The sequence below is a fragment of the Paenibacillus polymyxa genome (genome assembly GCF_018614975.1).
In the GTDB taxonomy this organism is placed as follows: domain Bacteria; phylum Bacillota; class Bacilli; order Paenibacillales; family Paenibacillaceae; genus Paenibacillus; species Paenibacillus polymyxa_E.
Genome location: NZ_JAGGNR010000011.1, coordinates 498,836 through 518,119, shown reverse-complemented (window position 1 = coordinate 518,119; position 19,284 = coordinate 498,836). Strand labels below are relative to the sequence as shown.

Genomic DNA, 19,284 nt, shown 5'->3' with positions numbered 1-19,284 from the left:
TTTAATGCAGCTATTTAGTGATTCAATGGCTTAGCCGCCGGTTCCAGCTTGAGAATCTGCAGGTGCATCTGTCCCTCCAGTATCTCCACTCGATCCGCTGTCTGGAGTTACAACCTCGCCTGGCGTTGTTACGGCTCCATCATCGGAACCTTCACCGGTACCGCCTGGATCTGTTGTCCCCTGACCAGGTGGGGGCGTATTTCCTTCCCCAGGTTGACCGTTTCCGCCGTTATTACCACCGTTGCCATTGTTTCCGTTATTACCATTACCATTTCCGTTGTTACCATTTTCATTTCCATTACCGTTATTACCGTTTGAGTTGCCATTATCCGGTGAACCATTGTCCGGATTCTCTGTACCTGGCTGCTCAGGATCTATCTCTGTTCCAGGATCTATACCAGGATCAGGTTCTTCCGGCGGCATTTCCTGTGCTTCAATCATCAAGGAAATAGTGTTGGAAGGATCCGTCTCAAGTCCTGATGCCAAGTCGTAAGCTGTCACATAGTACTCATAGGTTAGACCAGGCAACGCACTTAAATCTTGTGCATTGGTCGTTCCTATTGCATCAATGAGATGCGCGAACTGGGCTTCAGAAGTTTCTTTACGATACACCCGATATTGCGTACTCGCGTCCCCCGTTCCAGTCCAACTCAGGGAGACGGTTTGTGCATTTGGATCGTATGATCCACTCAGCCCACTAACGGACAAAGCTGGCTGCTCTGGTTCTTCTACTGGCGGAGGTGCCTGCCCTCCAGCCGGTGCTTTGAATTGCTTCACAGGTACACCTTTCAACGCATCTCCCATGACTTTGGCAAAGAAAGCTGCCGACAGCTTACTGCTGTTCTTAAGCATATGGTTCGCATCCGGATTGTCATAACCCATCCAGACTGCGGCAGTCCATTCCGGTGTGTATCCAACAAACCATACATCACGGTTGGCACTGTTGCCAGAGATACCACTTTGAACTGTTCCTGTTTTACCCGCTACCGGACGATCCAGACGCGCTGAACGTCCCGTACCGTCATTAACGACATTCTGCAGCATCTGTGTGAGCTGATACGCATTTTGCTCACTCATGACACGCGTTGTGTCCGAGTTATCATGTTTGTACGTGGTTTTGCCTGCGCTATCCTTGATTTCTTTAATCGCATAGGCTTGTCGGTATTCTCCGAGGTTGGCAAATGCACTATAGGCTTGCGCCATCTCCAGTGTATTTGTACCTTTACTTAGACCACCAAGGGCAATCGCCAGGTTTTTGTCTTCATCTGTCAGCTGTATGCCTACACTTTTGGCAAAATTAATGCCTGTGTTAACGCCTATTTTATCAAGCAACCAAACCGCAGGAATATTTTCCGACTTCGTGATGGCATCCGTCATACTGATTGTTGAAGAATATCCATGCAAGTTACCAGGACAGTAGTTACCAAAACATTGCTTCGCATTACTCAGCGACGAGTTAGCACTGTAATTTCCTGATTCAAGAGCCGGTGCATAAGACACAATCGGTTTAAAAGCTGAACCTGGTTGTCTTCGACTCTGCGTTACACGGCTATAACCTTTAGTCTGATAATCCCGTCCACCCAGGAGGGCAACGAGACTGCCATTCTCGTGGTTCATGATAACCATGGAGCCTTGGACCTGTTGATCGTCTTTACTTGCCTCGAACAGACTATCATCTGTAAAGGCAGTTTCCATGGCTGTTTGAGCCTGAGCATCCATGGTTGTATAGATTTTGTATCCGCCGATATTCAGATCATCTTCCGTTTTACCTGTTACACGCTCAGCTTCACGGAGCACATAATCTATAAAACCTTGATACTTCCTGTCTTTCTCTGGTCGCTTGTAATTATAGTTAATCTCTTTTGCTTCATCCATCTCCGCCTTGGTAATGTAGCCTTGTTCGTACATCAGCTGTAATACCACACCTCGACGTGCTTTTGAGTCGTTTGGATTGCTAACCGGATTATAGGCAGAAGGCCCTTTCGGCATAGCTGCCAATGTAGCAATTTGCCACAACTTTAACCTCTTGAGATCAGTAACTCCAAAGTAAAATTCAGATGCCGCTTTAATCCCGTAACGCTGATGACCGAAGAAAATCCGGTTCAGATACATCGTCAGGATTTCGTCTTTTGTGTACTTGCGCTCCAATGCCATAGCAATCGATACTTCCGTTGCTTTACGGAAGAACGTCTTGTCACGGGACAAGAACATGTTCTTGGCAAGCTGTTGGGTTAGTGTACTACCACCTTCTACCATGGAACGAGCCATGACGTCCTTAACCGCTGCACGCCCAATGGACCAGATATCCACGCCCTGATGATCGTAGAAGCGTTTATCCTCCGTCGCAACAAAGGCTTGCTTCACCAGCTCAGGAATATCATCTTCTTTGACGGGGTCCAGCTTCTGAATGGACAGCTCCCCCATTAATTGGCCATTGCGATCATATACTTTTGAAGTTTCATTAATTGTAGTTTTGTCTTTGTTGGCTTTGAGCAGATTTTCACCACTCACCATAATAAATAAATATCCACCGAGTGCACAGAATATGGCGATTGCCATTGTGAAAAACAGTGTCCATCCAACGCGTTTACCCGTAATTTTTTTCTTTTTAGAGGTCTTTGGCTTCGCTTTTTTGGGTGACTTGTTATTGTTGTTGCGATTGTTAGACCTCGATAACGGATCGTTTGGCATGTTTACCTCCTGACTCCCTTTCGGTTGCATAATTTCTAATCGTCTGTAGGCTCAGGCGTATATTAAACATATTTTGCCCGGAATGAAAAGAACAACCCTTTATTCAGGTTGCTCTGTTTCGATACCTATACTTGTAGACGAAATGGTTGGTGAAAAGGTTTCGTAATTTTTTTAAGCTTCGCCGCTGTTATCTTGCTGCATCAGCGATACGCTGCGTTGCGGCGTGAACGTGGAGATGGCATGCTTGTAGACCATTTGCTGGCGTCCGTCGCTGTCAATGACGATCGTAAAATTGTCAAATGCCTTGATCGTCCCGCGGATTTGGAAGCCATTGGTCAGATAGACCGTAGCAGGAATATTTTCTTTCCGCAGTTGGTTCAAGAACGTATCTTGGATGTTGATGGACTTGTTCATTAGCCGTACCCCCATTGGTTCATTTGAATTCGTGTTCGAGTAATATTCAATATCGCTGAGTAGCTTTCGTGCTATTATATCATGAATAGTTTCATATAATCCACAAAAACCCCTTGTCTGCTATTTTTCACCCAATCTTGACGTGGTACATAACTAGAAGACTTATCCATTATACACCGCTTGCCAGATTTGCAAAAGAGGGACAAATTTTTGATTTTAAAACTCATTTATTCGTTGTTTAGCGAACCTTCAATCTCTTCCATCTGTTCTAGTGATAAGTAAAAACCTCTATCCTTTTGATGACTAAAAGGTAGAGGTTTACATATCCTGATCTAATCGATGATTGTCAGAACAATACTATTAATCGCATAAATCAATCAAATTTTCGTGTAATCAATTCACTTATCTGCTTGTATTTCCCTTCAAAATCCTGGGTATCCGTCATGTCCACCCATTCAATATCTTTCATATGCCGGAACCAGGAGAGCTGCCGTTTGGCAAAACGACGCGTATCTCTCTTCAACCACTCTACTGCGGCTTCCCAACTCACTTCCCCTTGCAGAAACGCTGCAATCTCCTTATACCCCAGTCCTTGCATGGAAATATGACCTCTGGCCACTCCGCGTTCCAACAGGGACTTCACTTCATCCACCAGACCTTGTTCGATCATGAGATCAATCCGCTCTTCTACCCGGGCATACAACTTCTGGCGATCCATTGTCAAACCAACAATAAGAAGGTCATAAGGCGACTCTTTCTTCTGTACTGCCAGCTGATCAGACCACTTCTCGCCTGTGAGGTGATGGATCTCAAGCGCACGTACAATTCGCCGCTGGTCATTGGGGTGCAGACGATCCGCACTAACTGGGTCAACTTCCCTCAATCGATCATGAAGGGCCTGAGCTCCATGTTGCTCAGCATAGCTGAATTGTTCCTCTCTGAACGCTTCATCTGAACCGCTATCGGAAAATTGGAAGCCGTAACATACCGACTCCACATACAGACCGGTGCCCCCTACAATAAAAGGCATTTTACCACGTTCATGGATTTCACTGATCAATCGTGTGCAACTCTCCTGAAACTCGGCCACAGAATACGGATACTCCGGTTCATGGATATCAATGAGATGATGAGGTACACCCTTCATTTCTTCAGAGGTAATCTTGGCTGTTCCGATATCCATTTCACGATATACCTGCATCGAATCCCCCGAGATAATCTCACAATTGAAAGCTTGGGCCAGTTCGATGCTCATTCTTGTTTTGCCTACTGCTGTTGGTCCAACCAACACAAGCAGTTTAGGTTTTGGTTTAACTTCCACGTTCAACATTAATCACTCCGTACAGGGTTTTTGCATTCGCCCGATCAAGTATTTCAAATCCGAGCCTGTCAAACTCCGCGCTGCCGCGCTTTTCTTTCATCACTACCCGTTTACGGGCAACCCGTTTCGCTTCCATAATGCTCTGTTCGTCCAGCGCGTGAGCATTTGCATAATCTCGCAAGGGCTGTATAGCGCTTGAATCCATCATCGGTTCACGGAACATGGGGTCAAAATATACGGTATCACAGCTTCGATCCGGCATGGACCGCAGCAACTCAAGATGATCCACATGCCGTAGGTCTATGCGCCTGAAAGCCTCATCCACCAAGGGCTGATTGCTCTTATAATGAGACATGCCCTCTAGCAGCAGGGTATAGAGCGGCTGAGAACTTTCACATGCAATGACTTGTCCACTCTTCCCAGCAGCAACCGAAAATACCAGCGCATCTGAACCGAGTCCAGCAGTACAATCAACAATGATGTCTCCTTCGAGTACCGCACCAGCTTCCAGCATAGGATCGGCTTCACCTCTTAGAACACGTTTAGCGCGAACAAATCCCATACTGGGGTGGAACTCAAGCTCCGTAGCATCCTTGCGGAACAAGCGCGCTCTGCCATTGAGCACGACCAGTATTTCGTTGGTACCATACTGTTCAATCAGTTTGGGTAAAGACGTTCTATTGCGCGGTACGTAGGTACCTCCTGTCGTTTCGGCGAGCTTACGCGCACGATCCACCTGAGAGGCAATCTCCTTGTCACCGGTTGTAATGTACATAATGTCCCCCTAAATAGCTACATCACTCGTTTAAATAATTTCTCCAGATCATACGTTGAAAATGAAACTACAATCGGCCGCCCGTGCGGACAAGTGTAGGGCTGACGACATGAACCCAGACGCTGAATCAGCACTTCTGCTTCCTGATCCGTCAGCTTCTGATTCGCTTTAATAGACGCCTTGCAAGAGCACATAATAGATGCAGCTTCTCGCATCTTGGCCACATCTATGCTGCGTTCACTAAGAACCCATTCGGACATTTCTTCAATAATGTCTTTCTCGTCTCCTTTGGGGAACCAGAACGGATGGGAGCGCACACGGAACGTTTGTCCACCAAAATGCTCCAAATATACACCTGCCTGCTCGAACCAGGCCAGTCTCGTTTTCAGCTTCTGCGTCTCCGAAGGTGTAAACTCCAGCGTAATAGGCAGCAGTAACTCTTGTGAGGCCTGGGCAGGGTTACCAAATTTCTCGTAATAGTACTCATAATTTACGCGTTCATGAGCGGCATGCTGATCAATCAAATATAAACCTTGGTCATTTTGCGCGATCAAATACGTACCATGATGCTGTCCGATCAGACTCAGCTCCGGAAATGCGGGCATGGATGCATCCGATTTAATGGCAGCAGCAAGTTTAGTGGCATCAGGCAGACCTGAGGTTTTCCATGTCCGTTCACCTCTTGCAATCGTAGACGGGTTGTAGGTTGACCGAGCTTCCCTAACCGGTGAATTTACGGATTCGGAGCGATACGTAGCCGGTTTGCCTTCAGCCAGCGGTTTCTCTGTTGTTCCACGCCCTCCACCATCTTGAGGAAACAGGTCCGTTTTGGGAAAAGCTTCGGTAGAACTTGTACTTGAACTTGTACTTACATCCTTAGTGCCTTCTTGCACGTTAACGGATGTATGCCCCCCATCATGACTAGCAATTTTCTGTAAAATATCCCCGTTCCAATTTTCTAACTGCTCTGGGGGGGGTGTAATCTCAGGTGGAGCTTCGGGCAACGGCACTGTCTGTCCCTGTTCAGATACTGGCTGTGCTGCAGTCACATCCGCCGGAGCATCCAAATCCAGATCATCATCTTCGGCAGTCAACTTCAGCGGTGCAGCGGTAGGTTTCCCCAGCGGGCCATGCTGACCATATCCTTCTGCATCAGATGTTTCTTTCAGAGGACCACGTGGAAAGAGGAATTGTTCCTGGATAAAGGAACTATCGTCTCCACGTCGAATCTGCTGTTTTTTGACCTGTGGAATCAATACCTCCTGCCGGAGTATCCCCCGCAACGTCGTCTCTATGAATTCATACAGTTCTGGCTCCTTGCTGAAGCGAACCTCCAACTTGGCCGGATGCACGTTCACATCCACAAGAGATGGGTGCATCTCCAACTGCACTACGACAAGTGGGAAGCGATTAATGGGCAGCAAGGTATGGTAGGCTTTGAGAATCGCCTGATTGAGACCGTAATTGCGAACAAATCGCCCATTAACAATCGTCGACATACCACCACGATTCGCTCGTGTCCATTCTGGCAGGCTGATCAGCCCGCTCAACCGGTAATCCAGACTTTCTCCCTGGATGGGAAGCATCGCTTTGGCAGCACTTGTACCATAGATGGCTGCAACCACTTGCAGCAGATCGCCGTTGCCCAACGTCTGAAGCAACACATTCTCATTATGGCGCAGTCGGAACGAAATGTTCGGATGAGACATCGCCATCCGGTAAAGGACATCTGATATATGTCCCAGTTCCGTCTGGATCGTTTTCATATATTTGAGTCTGGCTGGTGTATTGTAAAATAGTTCTTTCACTGCAAAATCCGTACCTTGGGGTGAGGTTGCATCTTCATGAGAGACAAGGTTCCCGCCTTCAATCACGATGCGGCGTCCTCGCCCGTCATTGTCACTTGCCGACAATACCTCTACCTTGGATACTGCAGCAATACTCGCCAAGGCTTCGCCACGGAATCCAAGACTTGTGATATGAAACAGATCTCGGCCATGGGCTATTTTGCTGGTCGCATGACGATAAAAGGCGGTTTCCATATCCTCTGGCTCAATACCTGTACCATTGTCTTTGACACGAATACTGAGGAGTCCGCCCTCTTCCACTGTTACTTCAATCTTGGTAGCGCCTGCATCCACTGAGTTTTCGAGCAACTCTTTGACAACCGAAGCAGGCCGTTCAACCACTTCACCCGCCGCAATCTGGTTGGCAATATGTTCATCAAGCACATGTATTTTCGCCACAGGTTTTCCCCTCCCTTATATTCAGGATAATTGCTGTGCCTTCAATTTGAGATCATTCAATATCTGCATCGCCTGAAGAGGCGTCATATTCATGACATCGATATCTTTCATCGTACGGATGAATTCTCGCGCTGGTTTATCCACCGCAACTACATCCGGTTTCGTTGCTACACTCGGCTCATCATCCCCAAAGATGGACAGTTGAAATACATCCGAATGGTTTGCATCGGACTGTTCTTTGCTGTTTGCTTTCTTCGCATGTTTCTTCCCAGCCAAATCTTCAATAAGAGGTGTGTTCTCTGCACTCTTCGCAATCTCGTGTTCCCGGATCATTGGTGCTGAATCCGTGTGATGGAATTCTACACCCTGTACATTCAAGCCTGCTTCCTGCTTCTCATTGCCGATATATTCACTGCCCACTGCTACCTGAGCAGCTGCATGTTCAAACCCATGCAACAGTCCATTCGCGCGCTCAATAATGCTATCAGGCAGACCTGCAAGGCGTGCACAATAGATACCATAACTGCTGCTGGCTGCCCCGGCAATCAATTTGCGCAGGAAATTAACTTTGTCACCGCTCTCCTGTACCGCCATCGAGTAGTTGGCCAGCTTGTCCAGACTCTCTTCCAGATGGGCAAGCTCATGGAAATGAGTTGATACAAGGGCTTTACACCCGATGATATCATGTACATATTCAATAACAGACTGAGCAATGGCCATACCTTCGCTGGTTGACGTTCCCCGTCCCAATTCATCGATAATAATCAGACTGCGTGGTGTGGCTTTGTCCGTCATGACCTGAATGTCCGCCATCTCCACCATGAATGTGCTTTGTCCACCAATGAGATCATCCGCGGCACCAATCCGTGTGAAAATGCGATCCATGATCGGCACTTCCGCCTGACCTGCAGGTACAAAACAACCTACTTGCGCCAAAATAGAGATTAAAGCGACCTGTCGCATATACGTACTCTTACCAGCCATATTCGGACCGGTAATCAGCAGAATACGTGCCTCTTCCTTGGTCATTGCCGTGTGATTGGCAATAAATGCGCCATCTCGCATGACCGCCTCAACGACCGGATGGCGTCCTTCTTCCACAACCAGATCATAACCGTCGGTCAACGTAGGCCGTACAAAGTTGCGCTCAGCACTGATCACCGCAAAAGATTGATACACATCAATTTCCGCTACCTGTTCAGCGAGCTTCTGCAGTCTTGCGATCTCTTTGTTCAACCGCTCGCGCAGCTCTGCGAACAGCCCATACTCAATATCAACCATTTTGTCCTGAGCTTCGAGAATCAACGTCTCTTTTTCCTTCAACTCCGGCGTGATGTAACGTTCTGCATTGGCAAGTGTCTGTTTACGTTCATAACGCCCCTCTGGCAACGAGGATAGATTGGACTTGGTGATCTCAATATAATAACCAAACACTTTGTTATATCCAATCTTCAGCGATCGAATGCCTGTCGCCTCACGCTCTCGTGCTTCCAGCTCTGCAATCCACTGTTTCCCGTTAACCGAAGCCTCACGCAATTCATCCAGACGTTCATGGTACCCTTCACGAATCAGACCTCCGTCCCTTACCGATACCGGCGGCTCATCCACAATGGCTTGCCCGATAGCTTCACGCAGATCATTGCAATCATCCATCGTTTCGGCAATGTACTGCAATGTTGCTGAAGATGATCCAACGCAATGTTGACGAAGTCCTGGAATCTTCTCCAGCGATGACTTGAGCGCATTCAGGTCACGACCATTGGCATTACCAAAAGCAATCCGGCCCACCAAGCGCTCCAGATCATAGATATCTTTGAGTTCTGCCCGCAGGTCCTCACGCAATATAAACTGGTTATACAACGTATCCACCGCTTCAAGACGCTCATTAATCTTCCCTTTTTGCAACAATGGCTTATCGACCCAGCGACGCAGCATTCTTGCACCCATAGACGTCTCAGTCCGATCAAGCAACCAGAGCAATGAACCTTTTTTGGAGCGTTCACGCACGGTTTCCACCAATTCCAGGTTCCGTCGGGTAAACGGGTCCAGGATCATATAATGATCCGGCTCATACGTTGAGATTTGTGTTAATTGCCCAAGAGAACGTTTCTGTGTCTCACTCAGATAGGAAAAAAGTCGTGCAATGCACGCTTGACGTTCAGGCTCTAATCTTGCCCACACAGCCTCGCCAAACTGCTGACGGACCAGATCTTCCTTATTCTTTGTCCACGACGTGTAGACCACCGGGCGACCGATTGGAGATGCCTCGGCTTCTACCGTTTCAAGCAGCGCTGCATCCCCTACCAGCTCTGATGGTTCGTAGATGCCGATTTCATCCTTGAGCCATTCCTTGGAATAGGGTACGGATGTCACATACAACTCCCCCGTTGACAGATCACAGGCCGCGAGCGCCAGCGTATTTTGATTACCTGTAAGACACACCATATAGTTGTTGGATTTATCCCCCAGCGTTTTGCCTTCCATTACCGTTCCGGGGGTAACCACACGTACAATTTCACGTCGTACCATGCCTTTAGTTACACTTGCATCTTCCATCTGTTCACATATCGCAACTTTATATCCTTTTTCAATCAGACGCTGTATGTAATTGTCAGCCGAATGATAAGGTACACCGCACATCGGAATTTTGTCATCCGCTCCACCATTACGTGCGGTCAGCGTGATCTCAAGTTCACGGGCAGCATTAATCGCATCCTCGAAGAACATTTCATAGAAGTCACCCAGTCTAAAAAATAGAAAAGCATCCTGTGCTTCGGCCTTCACTTGCAAATATTGTTGAATCATTGGCGTATACTGAGCCATGATGAATATCCTCCATCCCGTTCCTATAATGTCAGGAAGAAACGCGTCCTGGAAGGACAATAAGACGGTCAGGCACTGTGTTTACGCCTCCGCCTTATGTGTTGGCTATTCGCCACTTCCTTCAAGGGTTGCTGCTCCATCTCTTCCGTAGTAGCTTATTACTCATAAAAGACTTGTTTCTTATTATATCAAAAAAACGTCCGCTCTTCATGAACCTGGCCGAATATTCCAGAGTTTACGGATATCTCGGCTCTCATCCCAGGTTCTTCCCAGTTTTAATTGAAGGAGTAGCGGAGATGCATACCGTTCATAACGTGCATATCCATCCAACTTCTTCAGGTCATCTATAAGAGCTGGAATGTGTTCCTTGATCACCTCGCGCTTTCCTTCATAAAAAGCGGTATGAACCTCAGCTTTTGCCAACGGACGCTGCCGTAATTGAGTATACCCGCTCGCGATCAGACCTGCCAAGGCCACAACCCCTTTCGCAACAAGGGGCGACACAAGAAAGCTGGGTAACGTACGATACTCAAACCCACCGTAGGATTTCAGGCGAAAATCACCAAGTGCTCCATAACGTGGTCGTCTTCCCGATCCACGCGGGTCTTGAAGAAATGCCAATGGCAATGCAAGATAATTGTCCAGTGCACGGAGCAGTTCCCCGGTAAGATTCACCCCGCTAAAATGAATATGACCACCCAGAGGTAACCCCCGCTGCGGCATCCCTCCTGCCTGCCAGATGAGCGAGTGATCACTGATGCTGCGGGAAGCGGCTGCGAATGCCCTCATCAGATGAGCCAGTAGCTCTCGTGGTTCGGAGCTGGGAGCGGGTCTCAGTTCGGCAACCGGATATATACGCCGCCCACCAACCGTCACCGAATCACAGCCTGCCATTCCTGTACGTTCAAGAAATCTGGAGGCGGGTACGATTTTGGATTCGGGCATCTGCACCAGAAGAAACTCCGGGTCCATGCCGAGTATCGGAGTGGGTCTGTGACTCGCCTCCTCATTCAACAGTTCCTGATGTTGCTTCCAGCTTTCCCTATAGGTTGCAGCAAGGTTGGTCATCCCTTTCCATGGATCCGGATCGATCGAAATCACTGCACATCCGCCGTTCCCTGAGGATTCCAGTCGAACAGCTCCATGATCCAGTCCTAGCGTATACAGCGTTTTGATCGCAAGTCGTTCTATGCGCTTGAACAAGGTTGAACTGGCTTCACGCTCCAACAGAGTTTCCTGTCCCCCTCCCATGCCACTAGTATCCTTGCGCTTGATCCGGATCGCCTGCAGACAGCTTATCTCTACGTCATAGCGTACACGCAAGCCTGGTTCACGTTTGCGTCGATCGTGCAGTGACAATACTTCAATGCCTGCCTGTTTCAACCGTTCTGCACGTTCTCCAGAAGTCATCTTTTCATATCGGTGGAGCGCTTCCTCCGCTTGTTCCATCACATTCATTACGTCCCCCCTCCCGGATCATGCAACCAAAATAAAAATAACCCCGCAATGCGGAGCCTTCCCGTGAAAGGTATTCCAGGCACATTGCGAGGCTCGTTACCACCCATTTTTCAATATTTAAGAAGAAAGAGGGCTTACGCCCTCTTCACCGCGCCTTCTGGCGCATATGATACCTTAGGTTATCAAATACAGGCGTCAAACTCACAGCTCATCGTCGAGCAGATCGGGATCGAGATCGTCATAATCTCCATCGGCACTGCCAAAGTCATAGTCCTTGTCTTCGTAATCACCGCAACCATCTGTGCAGACCTTCACACAAACTTTGGTTTCGGCAACGAGTTCCACAGCGAATTCCCGTTCAACCCGGATAATTACACTGCTTCCACCTGCTGATACTGTGGCTTCCACACAGCTGGGTTCCTGCGTTGCATCCGCAGATACCTCCACTGTGGAAGTCCGGTGTTTCGGGTCCAGATAGGACAATGGCACATGTTCTACATACGAGACCGTTTCTTTGGCTACATCCGTCTGAGAATTCTTGTCGTAGGAATACCAAATGTTGATATCGTAAGTACCAATAACTTCAATTCCGTCACCCGCTGATACGGCTTCATATTGGTGGTTGATAATCCAAGCCCCCAAAATACTTGTCGGACCATTTGGCGGAGTCACGGTATGTGTTACGGTAGAGAACTTACGACCTTTGCCGCAGATCGCCTTCGTGATAATCTCTCTACATTGATGTTTATGACTCAATGACATCTTTAAACCTCCTCCATACAATCATTCACTACAAGTGTATGCAGGGCATTCGTCTAGGGTGACAACTATTTTCTATTATTCGTTTGTAGATTGGGACCGGTCCGAGATTGGGGACGGTGCTTTGTCCTTCTTCGCGACTTTCAGATACAGCGCGAGTTCGCGGCACAGCTGGAGAATTGCGGAACGAATCTCGAATTCTTCCCTTGTATCCGGCAGCTCCATACGTTTGAATTCTTCTTGCACATCCGCAAGAAGTTTTTCAGTTCGTCCGGTGTAGGATTCAGTAAGTACATCCTGACTAAGCTGATCGAACAGCTCCGATACCATTTCCGCATGTGGCATCTTCTGATAGATCTGGGACACAAGATGCATCATGTGCTGGATGGAGTCGAGCTGCGTTTTGCGCATATAGAAGTAGACACTCCATTCCTCGTTCGGATGAATCACCTGATTCTCCAGAGAACGCTTGGCTGCATCAATACCGCCCAGAATCGCTTTATCCGCTTCAATCAGCTCTCTCCCCGCCCATGCTTCATTGGGATTACGCAGCGTGGCTGCGAATTCCTTGAAAATCTTCGAAAAGAGTTCATCGATTCGTTTGCGAATGCGAAGCATCTGTGGATCTGCTGCCGGCATATAGGCCAGGTTAACCGCCATTGCGGAACCAAGACCAATCAGCAGCAAAGCAATTTGTTCGAGGACGACATACACGTCCATCTCCCCGCCGCCGAACACCCGAAACACCACAACTGAACCTGTTACAATACCTTCCTTGAAGCCTACCCGGACAATGACGGGGAATGCGATCAATATGTATACGGCCAACACCCAATAATGGAAGCCTAGAAAGTGAAAAAGTACACTTGCAAATAAAAGTCCAACTACTGAAGCAAAGAACCTCGCCGATATGGTGCGAATACTTCGTTTTCTCGTTACATCCACCCCAAGAATGGCAAGCAATCCCGCTGATGTTGGTCCTGGCAAGCCACACCAGTCCGCAATCAGCACGGCCATTAATGCGGCGATTGCGGTTTTAATTACCCTAAAACCCATTTAACATTCCATCTCCTCTAAGCTGCAAAAAAATTCTTAGCCAGCTCGTCGCCTCATTCATTTATCATGACTAGTATGTCTCATCCAAATGTAAACTAGACGACATCAACCGACATGCGCATGCATGCCGGTCACAGCAACACGCCCCGAATGAGGGACGCTGGCAAGTTAGATCGTTGCGACAGAACCTCAAGGCCCTCTTCTCCAATCATCGCATTCATTCCGGGTCTGCGCGGAATATTCATACTAAATATGGTACTTGATTTTACAGTATCGGGCAACGTGACACCCCTTGTGAAATTGTATACATATCATACCCGGTCACATTACGAGTAAAACACGTCCGAATTACCTGCGGCCAGCCAGCATTTTGCGTTCTGCATAGACAACAAGTTGATACATGGCTGTTGCAACTGCAGCAATAATTAACAGACTCGATAATACAAGCGTGAAGTTGAATACCTGAAATCCGTAGATAATGAGATAACCGAGCCCTTGTTTGGCGACCAGAAACTCACCCACAATTACACCCACCCAGGCCATGCCCACGTTTACTTTCAAGGTGGATACAATCGCCGGAAAAGAAGCAGGCAATACAACTTTCATAAAAATCTCGGAACGCTCTCCACCAAACGTACGAATCACTTTAATATAATTGGGATCCACTTCATTGAAGCTGTTATACACGACCAATGTCGTAATAATGACCGTGATGGACAATGTAGTCATAACAATGGCTGTAAAACCAGCGCCAAACATAACAATAAAGATCGGGCCAAGTGCTACCTTTGGCATACTGTTGAACACAACCATATAGGGGTCTAGCACTTTGGACAAAAAAGGAGACCACCAAATTAAAACCGCAAGCAAGGTTCCAACGAGTGTTCCCAGTAAAAAACCAACTGCCGTTTCCCCTACGGTTACCCCAACATGTGCCCATAATTCGCCACTAGCGATGTCCTTGCCGATCTGGGCAAAAATCTTACTGGGATAACTGAATAACAGTACATCAATCCAACGGAGTCTGCCTGCCACTTCCCATAGCAAAAACATACATACCAGCATGGATAATTGTACGGCAAGCACTTGATGTCGCCATCTGGCCATCTGCTGAATATGATTACGATGCAATTGCCCCATCCATTCGTCACGCTTTTCCTGCTTCGGATTCGTTTGATTCACGCGTCTTTCTCACCTCCCCCGGACTGGTCCAGTTCACTCCATAACGCCTGAAACAGCTCATTGAATCCTTCTTGCTCCCTGGCATGGAACGGCTGAGATTTGCGTATTCCATCGGGAATGATAAATTCACGACGGATGCGGCCCGGATTGCGCTCAAGTACAATGACGCGGTCACTGACAGCGATGGCTTCAGACAAGTCATGGGTGACAAGTACAGAGGTTTTGCCAAACTGTTTTAACGTGTCCGAAACCAGATCCTCCAGTTGCAGCTTGGTTTGATAATCGAGTGCCGAAAATGGTTCATCCAACAATAAAATTCCCGGGTCGGTTGCCAGCGTGCGCACCAGAGCCACCCGCTGTCTCATGCCCCCTGAAAGCTCTGAAGGGTACTGATTCTCCGTTCCTGCCAGACCCATACTTACCAGAAGTTTACGCACACGCTCACGACTCCGTTCATCCAATCTACCTGTCAGTTCAAGTCCGATCAACGCATTATCCAGAATGGTCCGCCATGGAAACAGATAGTCCTGTTGGAGCATATAACCAATCTGCGATGAGGGGCCGCCTACGAGCTTGCCTTTAACCTTAACCTCTCCTTGAGTGGGTGTGAGCAGCCCTGCGATGATCGACAACAATGTCGTTTTACCGCATCCACTCGGTCCAACCAGACTGACGAACTCTCCTTTTTGGATCTCCAGACTCAAGTCTTCAATCACCAATGAAGCTTCCCGCTCGCTGACGTAGACTTGAGAGATCCCCTCCAGTCGGATCACACTTTCGGATTCAGGCATTCCTGCTCACTTCCTTTCCTGAATACCCATTACTTTGATTTCGTGACTTCTTCCGCATAGGCATTATCCACAATGGCATTCAAATCCACGCGTTCTTTCAGCTCGCCAGCGGCACTCATGACATCAAGTAGATTGTTCCACTCTTCCTCATCAATGATCGGGTCCGTTGCATAGCTACCCTGTTCCTTATAACGGTTTACACTACTGATCAATATGGCTGAATCGATGTCTTTGAAAAAAGGAGAAATGACCTCCGCAATCTCTTCAGCGCTGTGGGAATCTACCCATGCCTGCGCTTTGTGCAGACCATTTGTAAATTTCTGCACGATATCCTTATTGTCATTCAGATAACTCTGTTTCGTCATAAAGACGGTGTAAGGCAAACGACCACTTTCTGTTCCAAACGATGCAACAACCTTGCCCCGATCTTCTTGTTCAAAGATGGATGCCTGGGGTTCAAACAGTTGAACATAATCTCCCGTACCTGAGGCGAAAGCAGACGCAATATTGGCAAAGTCCACATTTTGAATCAGCTCCAGATCACTTTGCGGATCAATACCATGTTTGTTCAGTGCGAACTCCCCTGCCATTTGTGGCATGCCACCTTTGCGCTGTCCAAGAAATGTGGAGTTCCTCAGTTGCTCCCAATCAAAACTGCCTTCCGTGTTACGAGCGAACAGGAACGTACCATCTGTCTGCGTGAGTTGGGCAAAGTTAATGACCGGGTCTTCCGCTCCCTGCTGATAGACATATATGGACGTCTCCGCCCCTACCAGTGCGATATCCACCGAACCTGCGAGTAATGCCGCCATCGTTTTGTCACCGCCAGCAGTCGTTTGAATACCCACCTCAAGTCCCTGCTCTTCAAAAAAACCTTGAGCCACAGCCACATACTCTGGTGCGTAAAATACCGAACGAGTCACTTCGCCAATCGTAATCCTGGCTTCATTCTCTTCCTTATTACAGCTGGTGAGCGCCACAATGATAATCAGCAGAATAACGATCCCCCGGACGAACCATGGCGTGTATTTCATGTTGTTTCCCTCCTTCACTGGTTTCAGCAGTTTCTCTCTATTATGGATATGCCGATGCCCAACAAAAGGTTAAGAACTTAAATACAAAAAAGAGCCGGGCAATGATGCCCGACTCTTCAGCTCTTCGAAATGTTATACAATATGTTATTTATGGGATGCCTACAGCTTGTAAATCTCGGCATATTTGGCTTCCAGATAATCGGCCAGATAATCCGGGTTCAATTCTTCACCCGTTACGGCAACAATCAATTCGGAAGGTGTGCGACTTTTACCATAACGATAGATCTTGTCTGTAAGCCATTCCTTAATTGGAATCAGATTACCTTCGGCAATAAGGGTATCAAACTCCGGCATTTCATTGCGCAATGTATGTAGAATTTGAGCTGCATACATATTACCCAGAGAATACGAAGCAAAGTAACCAAAGTCACCACCAGACCAGTGAACATCCTGAAGAACGCCGTCTCCATCATTCGTCGGCATAATACCGAGGTATTCCTTGTATTTTGCATTCCAGGTCTCTGGCAAGTCTTTCACTTCCAGGCCATCGTTGAATAACATTTTTTCAATCTCATATCGGATAATAATGTGCAGGTTATAGGTCAGTTCATCCGCTTCAATCCGAATGAGTGAACTCTCCACCCGGTTGATTGCACGATAGAAATCTTCCAGTTCAACCTCACTCAGTTGCGGGAAATGCTGCTGCAAATCTTTGTAATAACGTGACCAGAATGGCAGGCTGCGACCAATCATGTTTTCCCAAAGACGGGACTGGGACTCATGAATCCCCATGGACGTTCCTTCGGCAAGCAGAGTACCCGCCAGACTGTCATCAATATTTTGTTCGTACAGGGCATGTCCGCCCTCATGCAGTGAACTGAAGACTGCGCTTGCTACATCATCTTGCAGATAATGGGTTGTGATCCGCACATCACCCGGGTTAAGACCCGTTGCAAAAGGATGAACACTCTCGTCCAATCGTCCAGCTTCAAAGTCATAGCCCATTTGTTCCAAGATGAACAGACTGAACTTTTCCTGCTGTTCGGTGTCAAACAACTGATTCAAAAACTCTGTATTTGGCTTGTTTTCTGAAGCATTAATCTTCTCTTGCAGAGGCACCAAGCGTGCTTTGAGGCGGGCAAATACAGCATCCACTTTCTCAACCGTCAGATCCGGTTCATACATATCAAGCAGCGTATCATAACGTGTATCCTTCACACCCCAATAATCAATAAACTCTTGTTTGAGCTTAACGATATCTGTCAGATATGGGGAGAACCCTGCAAAATCACTGTTATGCTTGGCATCTTCCCATGCGGTTTCGGACTTGGCCGTGAGCACGGTATATGCTTGTACTTTCTCAGGTGGTACAGACTGACTGCGATCATATTCTTTCTTGCAATCTTCAACCAGACGACGATCTATATCTTCGAGCTGTTCCAATACCGCTGGAGTCGCTAATGCATCCAGGTAAGTCTTCATGTCGGTCGAAGTTTGCAGCTTGAATGCTTCGGTGGACAACATACCCAGCGTCTCCGAACGAGTCGGAACGCCTTTTTTCGGCGCACCTGTGCGCAGATCCCAGTGAAGCAAACCAATGGCTTCATGATAGCTCTTAATTTTACGAGCCAGATTACGGAAGGATTCCAAATGTTCCTGTGTTTGTTTATCCATTGTTATCGTTCACCTCTTCAAAAAAAATGTAATACCCTATTGATGATACTTTTTGCATTGCGTATAATCAACTTTTAACAGATGAAAATTGCATTGTTCTCCTAAAGATACGTGTTCAAAAAGTCTGGTTTTCATTACCGAGAAGATAGAAATGGAATTCAACTTCGATGCTGATGATGCCCTCAGGCATGATTTGTAATCAAAAGTGGACTTTTTGAACAACCTCTAAAAGGTTGGAGTAATGCCATCTGCTGACCATGAAACACTATCAAAGCAAAGGCGCGTAGGACAAGTTGCATCATATGCAAGTGGCCGTGCTCGTCGTATTGGATAACAGGAGGCAATGGACATGAACAACATTCAAGAGATTTTGGCTTACAACAAATCATTTGTCGAGACCAAAGAATACGAAAAGTATACGACTAGCAAGTTTCCTACCAAAAAGATGGTTATCATCACTTGTATGGATACACGTCTGGTGGAATTGCTGCCCAAGGCTATGAACCTGAAAAACGGTGATGTGAAAATCATCAAAAACGCAGGCGCAATTATCTCTCAGCCTTTCGGGAGTGTAATGCGTAGTGTACTTGTCGCCATCTATGAACTGGGTGCAGATGAAGTCCTGGTAGTGGGGCATACGGAATGTGGTATGGCTTCCCTTCACGCTGAGACCATGATTGGACATATGGTAGAGCGTGGTGTATCGGAAGAAGTCATGACTACTCTGGAGAATTCGGGCATCCGTTTGCAAAAATGGTTGCGCGGGTTTGACAGCGTCCAAGAAGGGGTAAAACATACTGTGGAAGTGATCAAGAAGCATCCTTTACTTCCTCCCAATGTACCCGTCCACGGCATGGTTATCGATTCTGCCACAGGTGAGCTTGATCTTGTCGCTGAGGGGTATGGACAACAGGCATCTCTCTAAATGGTTTGGAGTGCGGACCTTATGGTTCGCACTTTTTTTGTCTAAATTAAGGCAGTTGTTCTGTCAGGTTGTCAAACCATACAGTTTCAGTGTACACTTTTTATGAAAGCGGTCAAAGAAAGTAAAAACGATTGT

Annotated in this window: 14 protein-coding genes; 1 reads left to right on the top strand and 13 read right to left on the bottom strand. The window is 47.4% G+C overall.

Going from position 1 to position 19,284, the window contains the following annotated elements:
• Positions 1 to 30: 30 nt before the first annotated feature.
• The 13 genes from J7E78_RS10950 to J7E78_RS10890 all read right to left on the bottom strand — a co-directional run bounded on the left by J7E78_RS10950 (position 31) and on the right by J7E78_RS10890 (position 18,224).
• Positions 31 to 2,691, bottom strand: coding sequence for a PBP1A family penicillin-binding protein (locus J7E78_RS10950; RefSeq protein ID WP_215076176.1), 2,661 nt, complete (start codon positions 2,689 to 2,691; stop codon positions 31 to 33).
• Positions 2,692 to 2,862: 171 nt separating this feature from the next.
• Positions 2,863 to 3,105: an RNA chaperone Hfq gene (hfq, locus tag J7E78_RS10945; RefSeq protein ID WP_017687918.1), complete on the bottom strand. Its 243-nt coding sequence runs from the start codon at positions 3,103 to 3,105 to the stop codon at positions 2,863 to 2,865.
• 373 nt (positions 3,106 to 3,478) lie between these two features.
• Complete coding sequence (gene miaA, locus J7E78_RS10940) at positions 3,479 to 4,435, bottom strand: tRNA (adenosine(37)-N6)-dimethylallyltransferase MiaA (RefSeq protein WP_251034938.1); 957 nt, start codon at positions 4,433 to 4,435, stop codon at positions 3,479 to 3,481.
• A complete protein-coding gene (locus J7E78_RS10935; RefSeq protein ID WP_215076175.1) occupies positions 4,416 to 5,201 on the bottom strand; it encodes a class I SAM-dependent methyltransferase in 786 nt (261 codons plus the stop codon). The genes miaA and J7E78_RS10935 overlap by 20 nt, the downstream gene beginning before the upstream one ends.
• 17 nt (positions 5,202 to 5,218) lie before the next feature.
• Positions 5,219 to 7,447 carry a DNA mismatch repair endonuclease MutL gene (mutL, locus tag J7E78_RS10930; protein WP_215076174.1) on the bottom strand — a complete coding sequence of 743 codons (2,229 nt, stop codon included), beginning with the start codon at positions 7,445 to 7,447 and terminating at the stop codon, positions 5,219 to 5,221.
• Positions 7,448 to 7,468: 21 nt separating this feature from the next.
• Positions 7,469 to 10,270, bottom strand: coding sequence for a DNA mismatch repair protein MutS (gene mutS / locus J7E78_RS10925; protein WP_215076169.1), 2,802 nt, complete (start codon positions 10,268 to 10,270; stop codon positions 7,469 to 7,471).
• 207 nt (positions 10,271 to 10,477) lie between these two features.
• Positions 10,478 to 11,728 carry a putative amidoligase domain-containing protein gene (locus tag J7E78_RS10920; RefSeq protein ID WP_251034937.1) on the bottom strand — a complete coding sequence of 417 codons (1,251 nt, stop codon included), beginning with the start codon at positions 11,726 to 11,728 and terminating at the stop codon, positions 10,478 to 10,480.
• Between the two features lie 201 nt (positions 11,729 to 11,929).
• Positions 11,930 to 12,490 (bottom strand): outer spore coat protein CotE, encoded by a 561-nt coding sequence (locus J7E78_RS10915; RefSeq protein WP_017687912.1) that lies wholly within the window; start codon positions 12,488 to 12,490, stop codon positions 11,930 to 11,932.
• 75 nt (positions 12,491 to 12,565) lie between these two features.
• A complete protein-coding gene (locus J7E78_RS10910) occupies positions 12,566 to 13,543 on the bottom strand; it encodes an aromatic acid exporter family protein (protein ID WP_215076168.1) in 978 nt (325 codons plus the stop codon).
• Positions 13,544 to 13,891: 348 nt separating this feature from the next.
• Positions 13,892 to 14,650 (bottom strand): ABC transporter permease, encoded by a 759-nt coding sequence (locus J7E78_RS10905; RefSeq protein WP_251034967.1) that lies wholly within the window; start codon positions 14,648 to 14,650, stop codon positions 13,892 to 13,894.
• Positions 14,651 to 14,721: 71 nt separating this feature from the next.
• Positions 14,722 to 15,516, bottom strand: a complete 795-nt coding sequence (locus J7E78_RS10900; RefSeq protein WP_215076167.1) for an ABC transporter ATP-binding protein — start codon at positions 15,514 to 15,516, stop codon at positions 14,722 to 14,724.
• A gap of 29 nt (positions 15,517 to 15,545) precedes the next feature.
• Positions 15,546 to 16,550, bottom strand: coding sequence for an ABC transporter substrate-binding protein (locus tag J7E78_RS10895; RefSeq protein ID WP_215076166.1), 1,005 nt, complete (start codon positions 16,548 to 16,550; stop codon positions 15,546 to 15,548).
• Positions 16,551 to 16,709: 159 nt separating this feature from the next.
• Positions 16,710 to 18,224: a carboxypeptidase M32 gene (locus tag J7E78_RS10890; protein WP_215076165.1), complete on the bottom strand. Its 1,515-nt coding sequence runs from the start codon at positions 18,222 to 18,224 to the stop codon at positions 16,710 to 16,712.
• Between the two features lie 349 nt (positions 18,225 to 18,573).
• Between J7E78_RS10890 and J7E78_RS10885 the strand changes: the two genes are divergently transcribed.
• Positions 18,574 to 19,149, top strand: a complete 576-nt coding sequence (locus tag J7E78_RS10885; protein ID WP_215076164.1) for a beta-class carbonic anhydrase — start codon at positions 18,574 to 18,576, stop codon at positions 19,147 to 19,149.
• Positions 19,150 to 19,284: the final 135 nt, after the last annotated feature.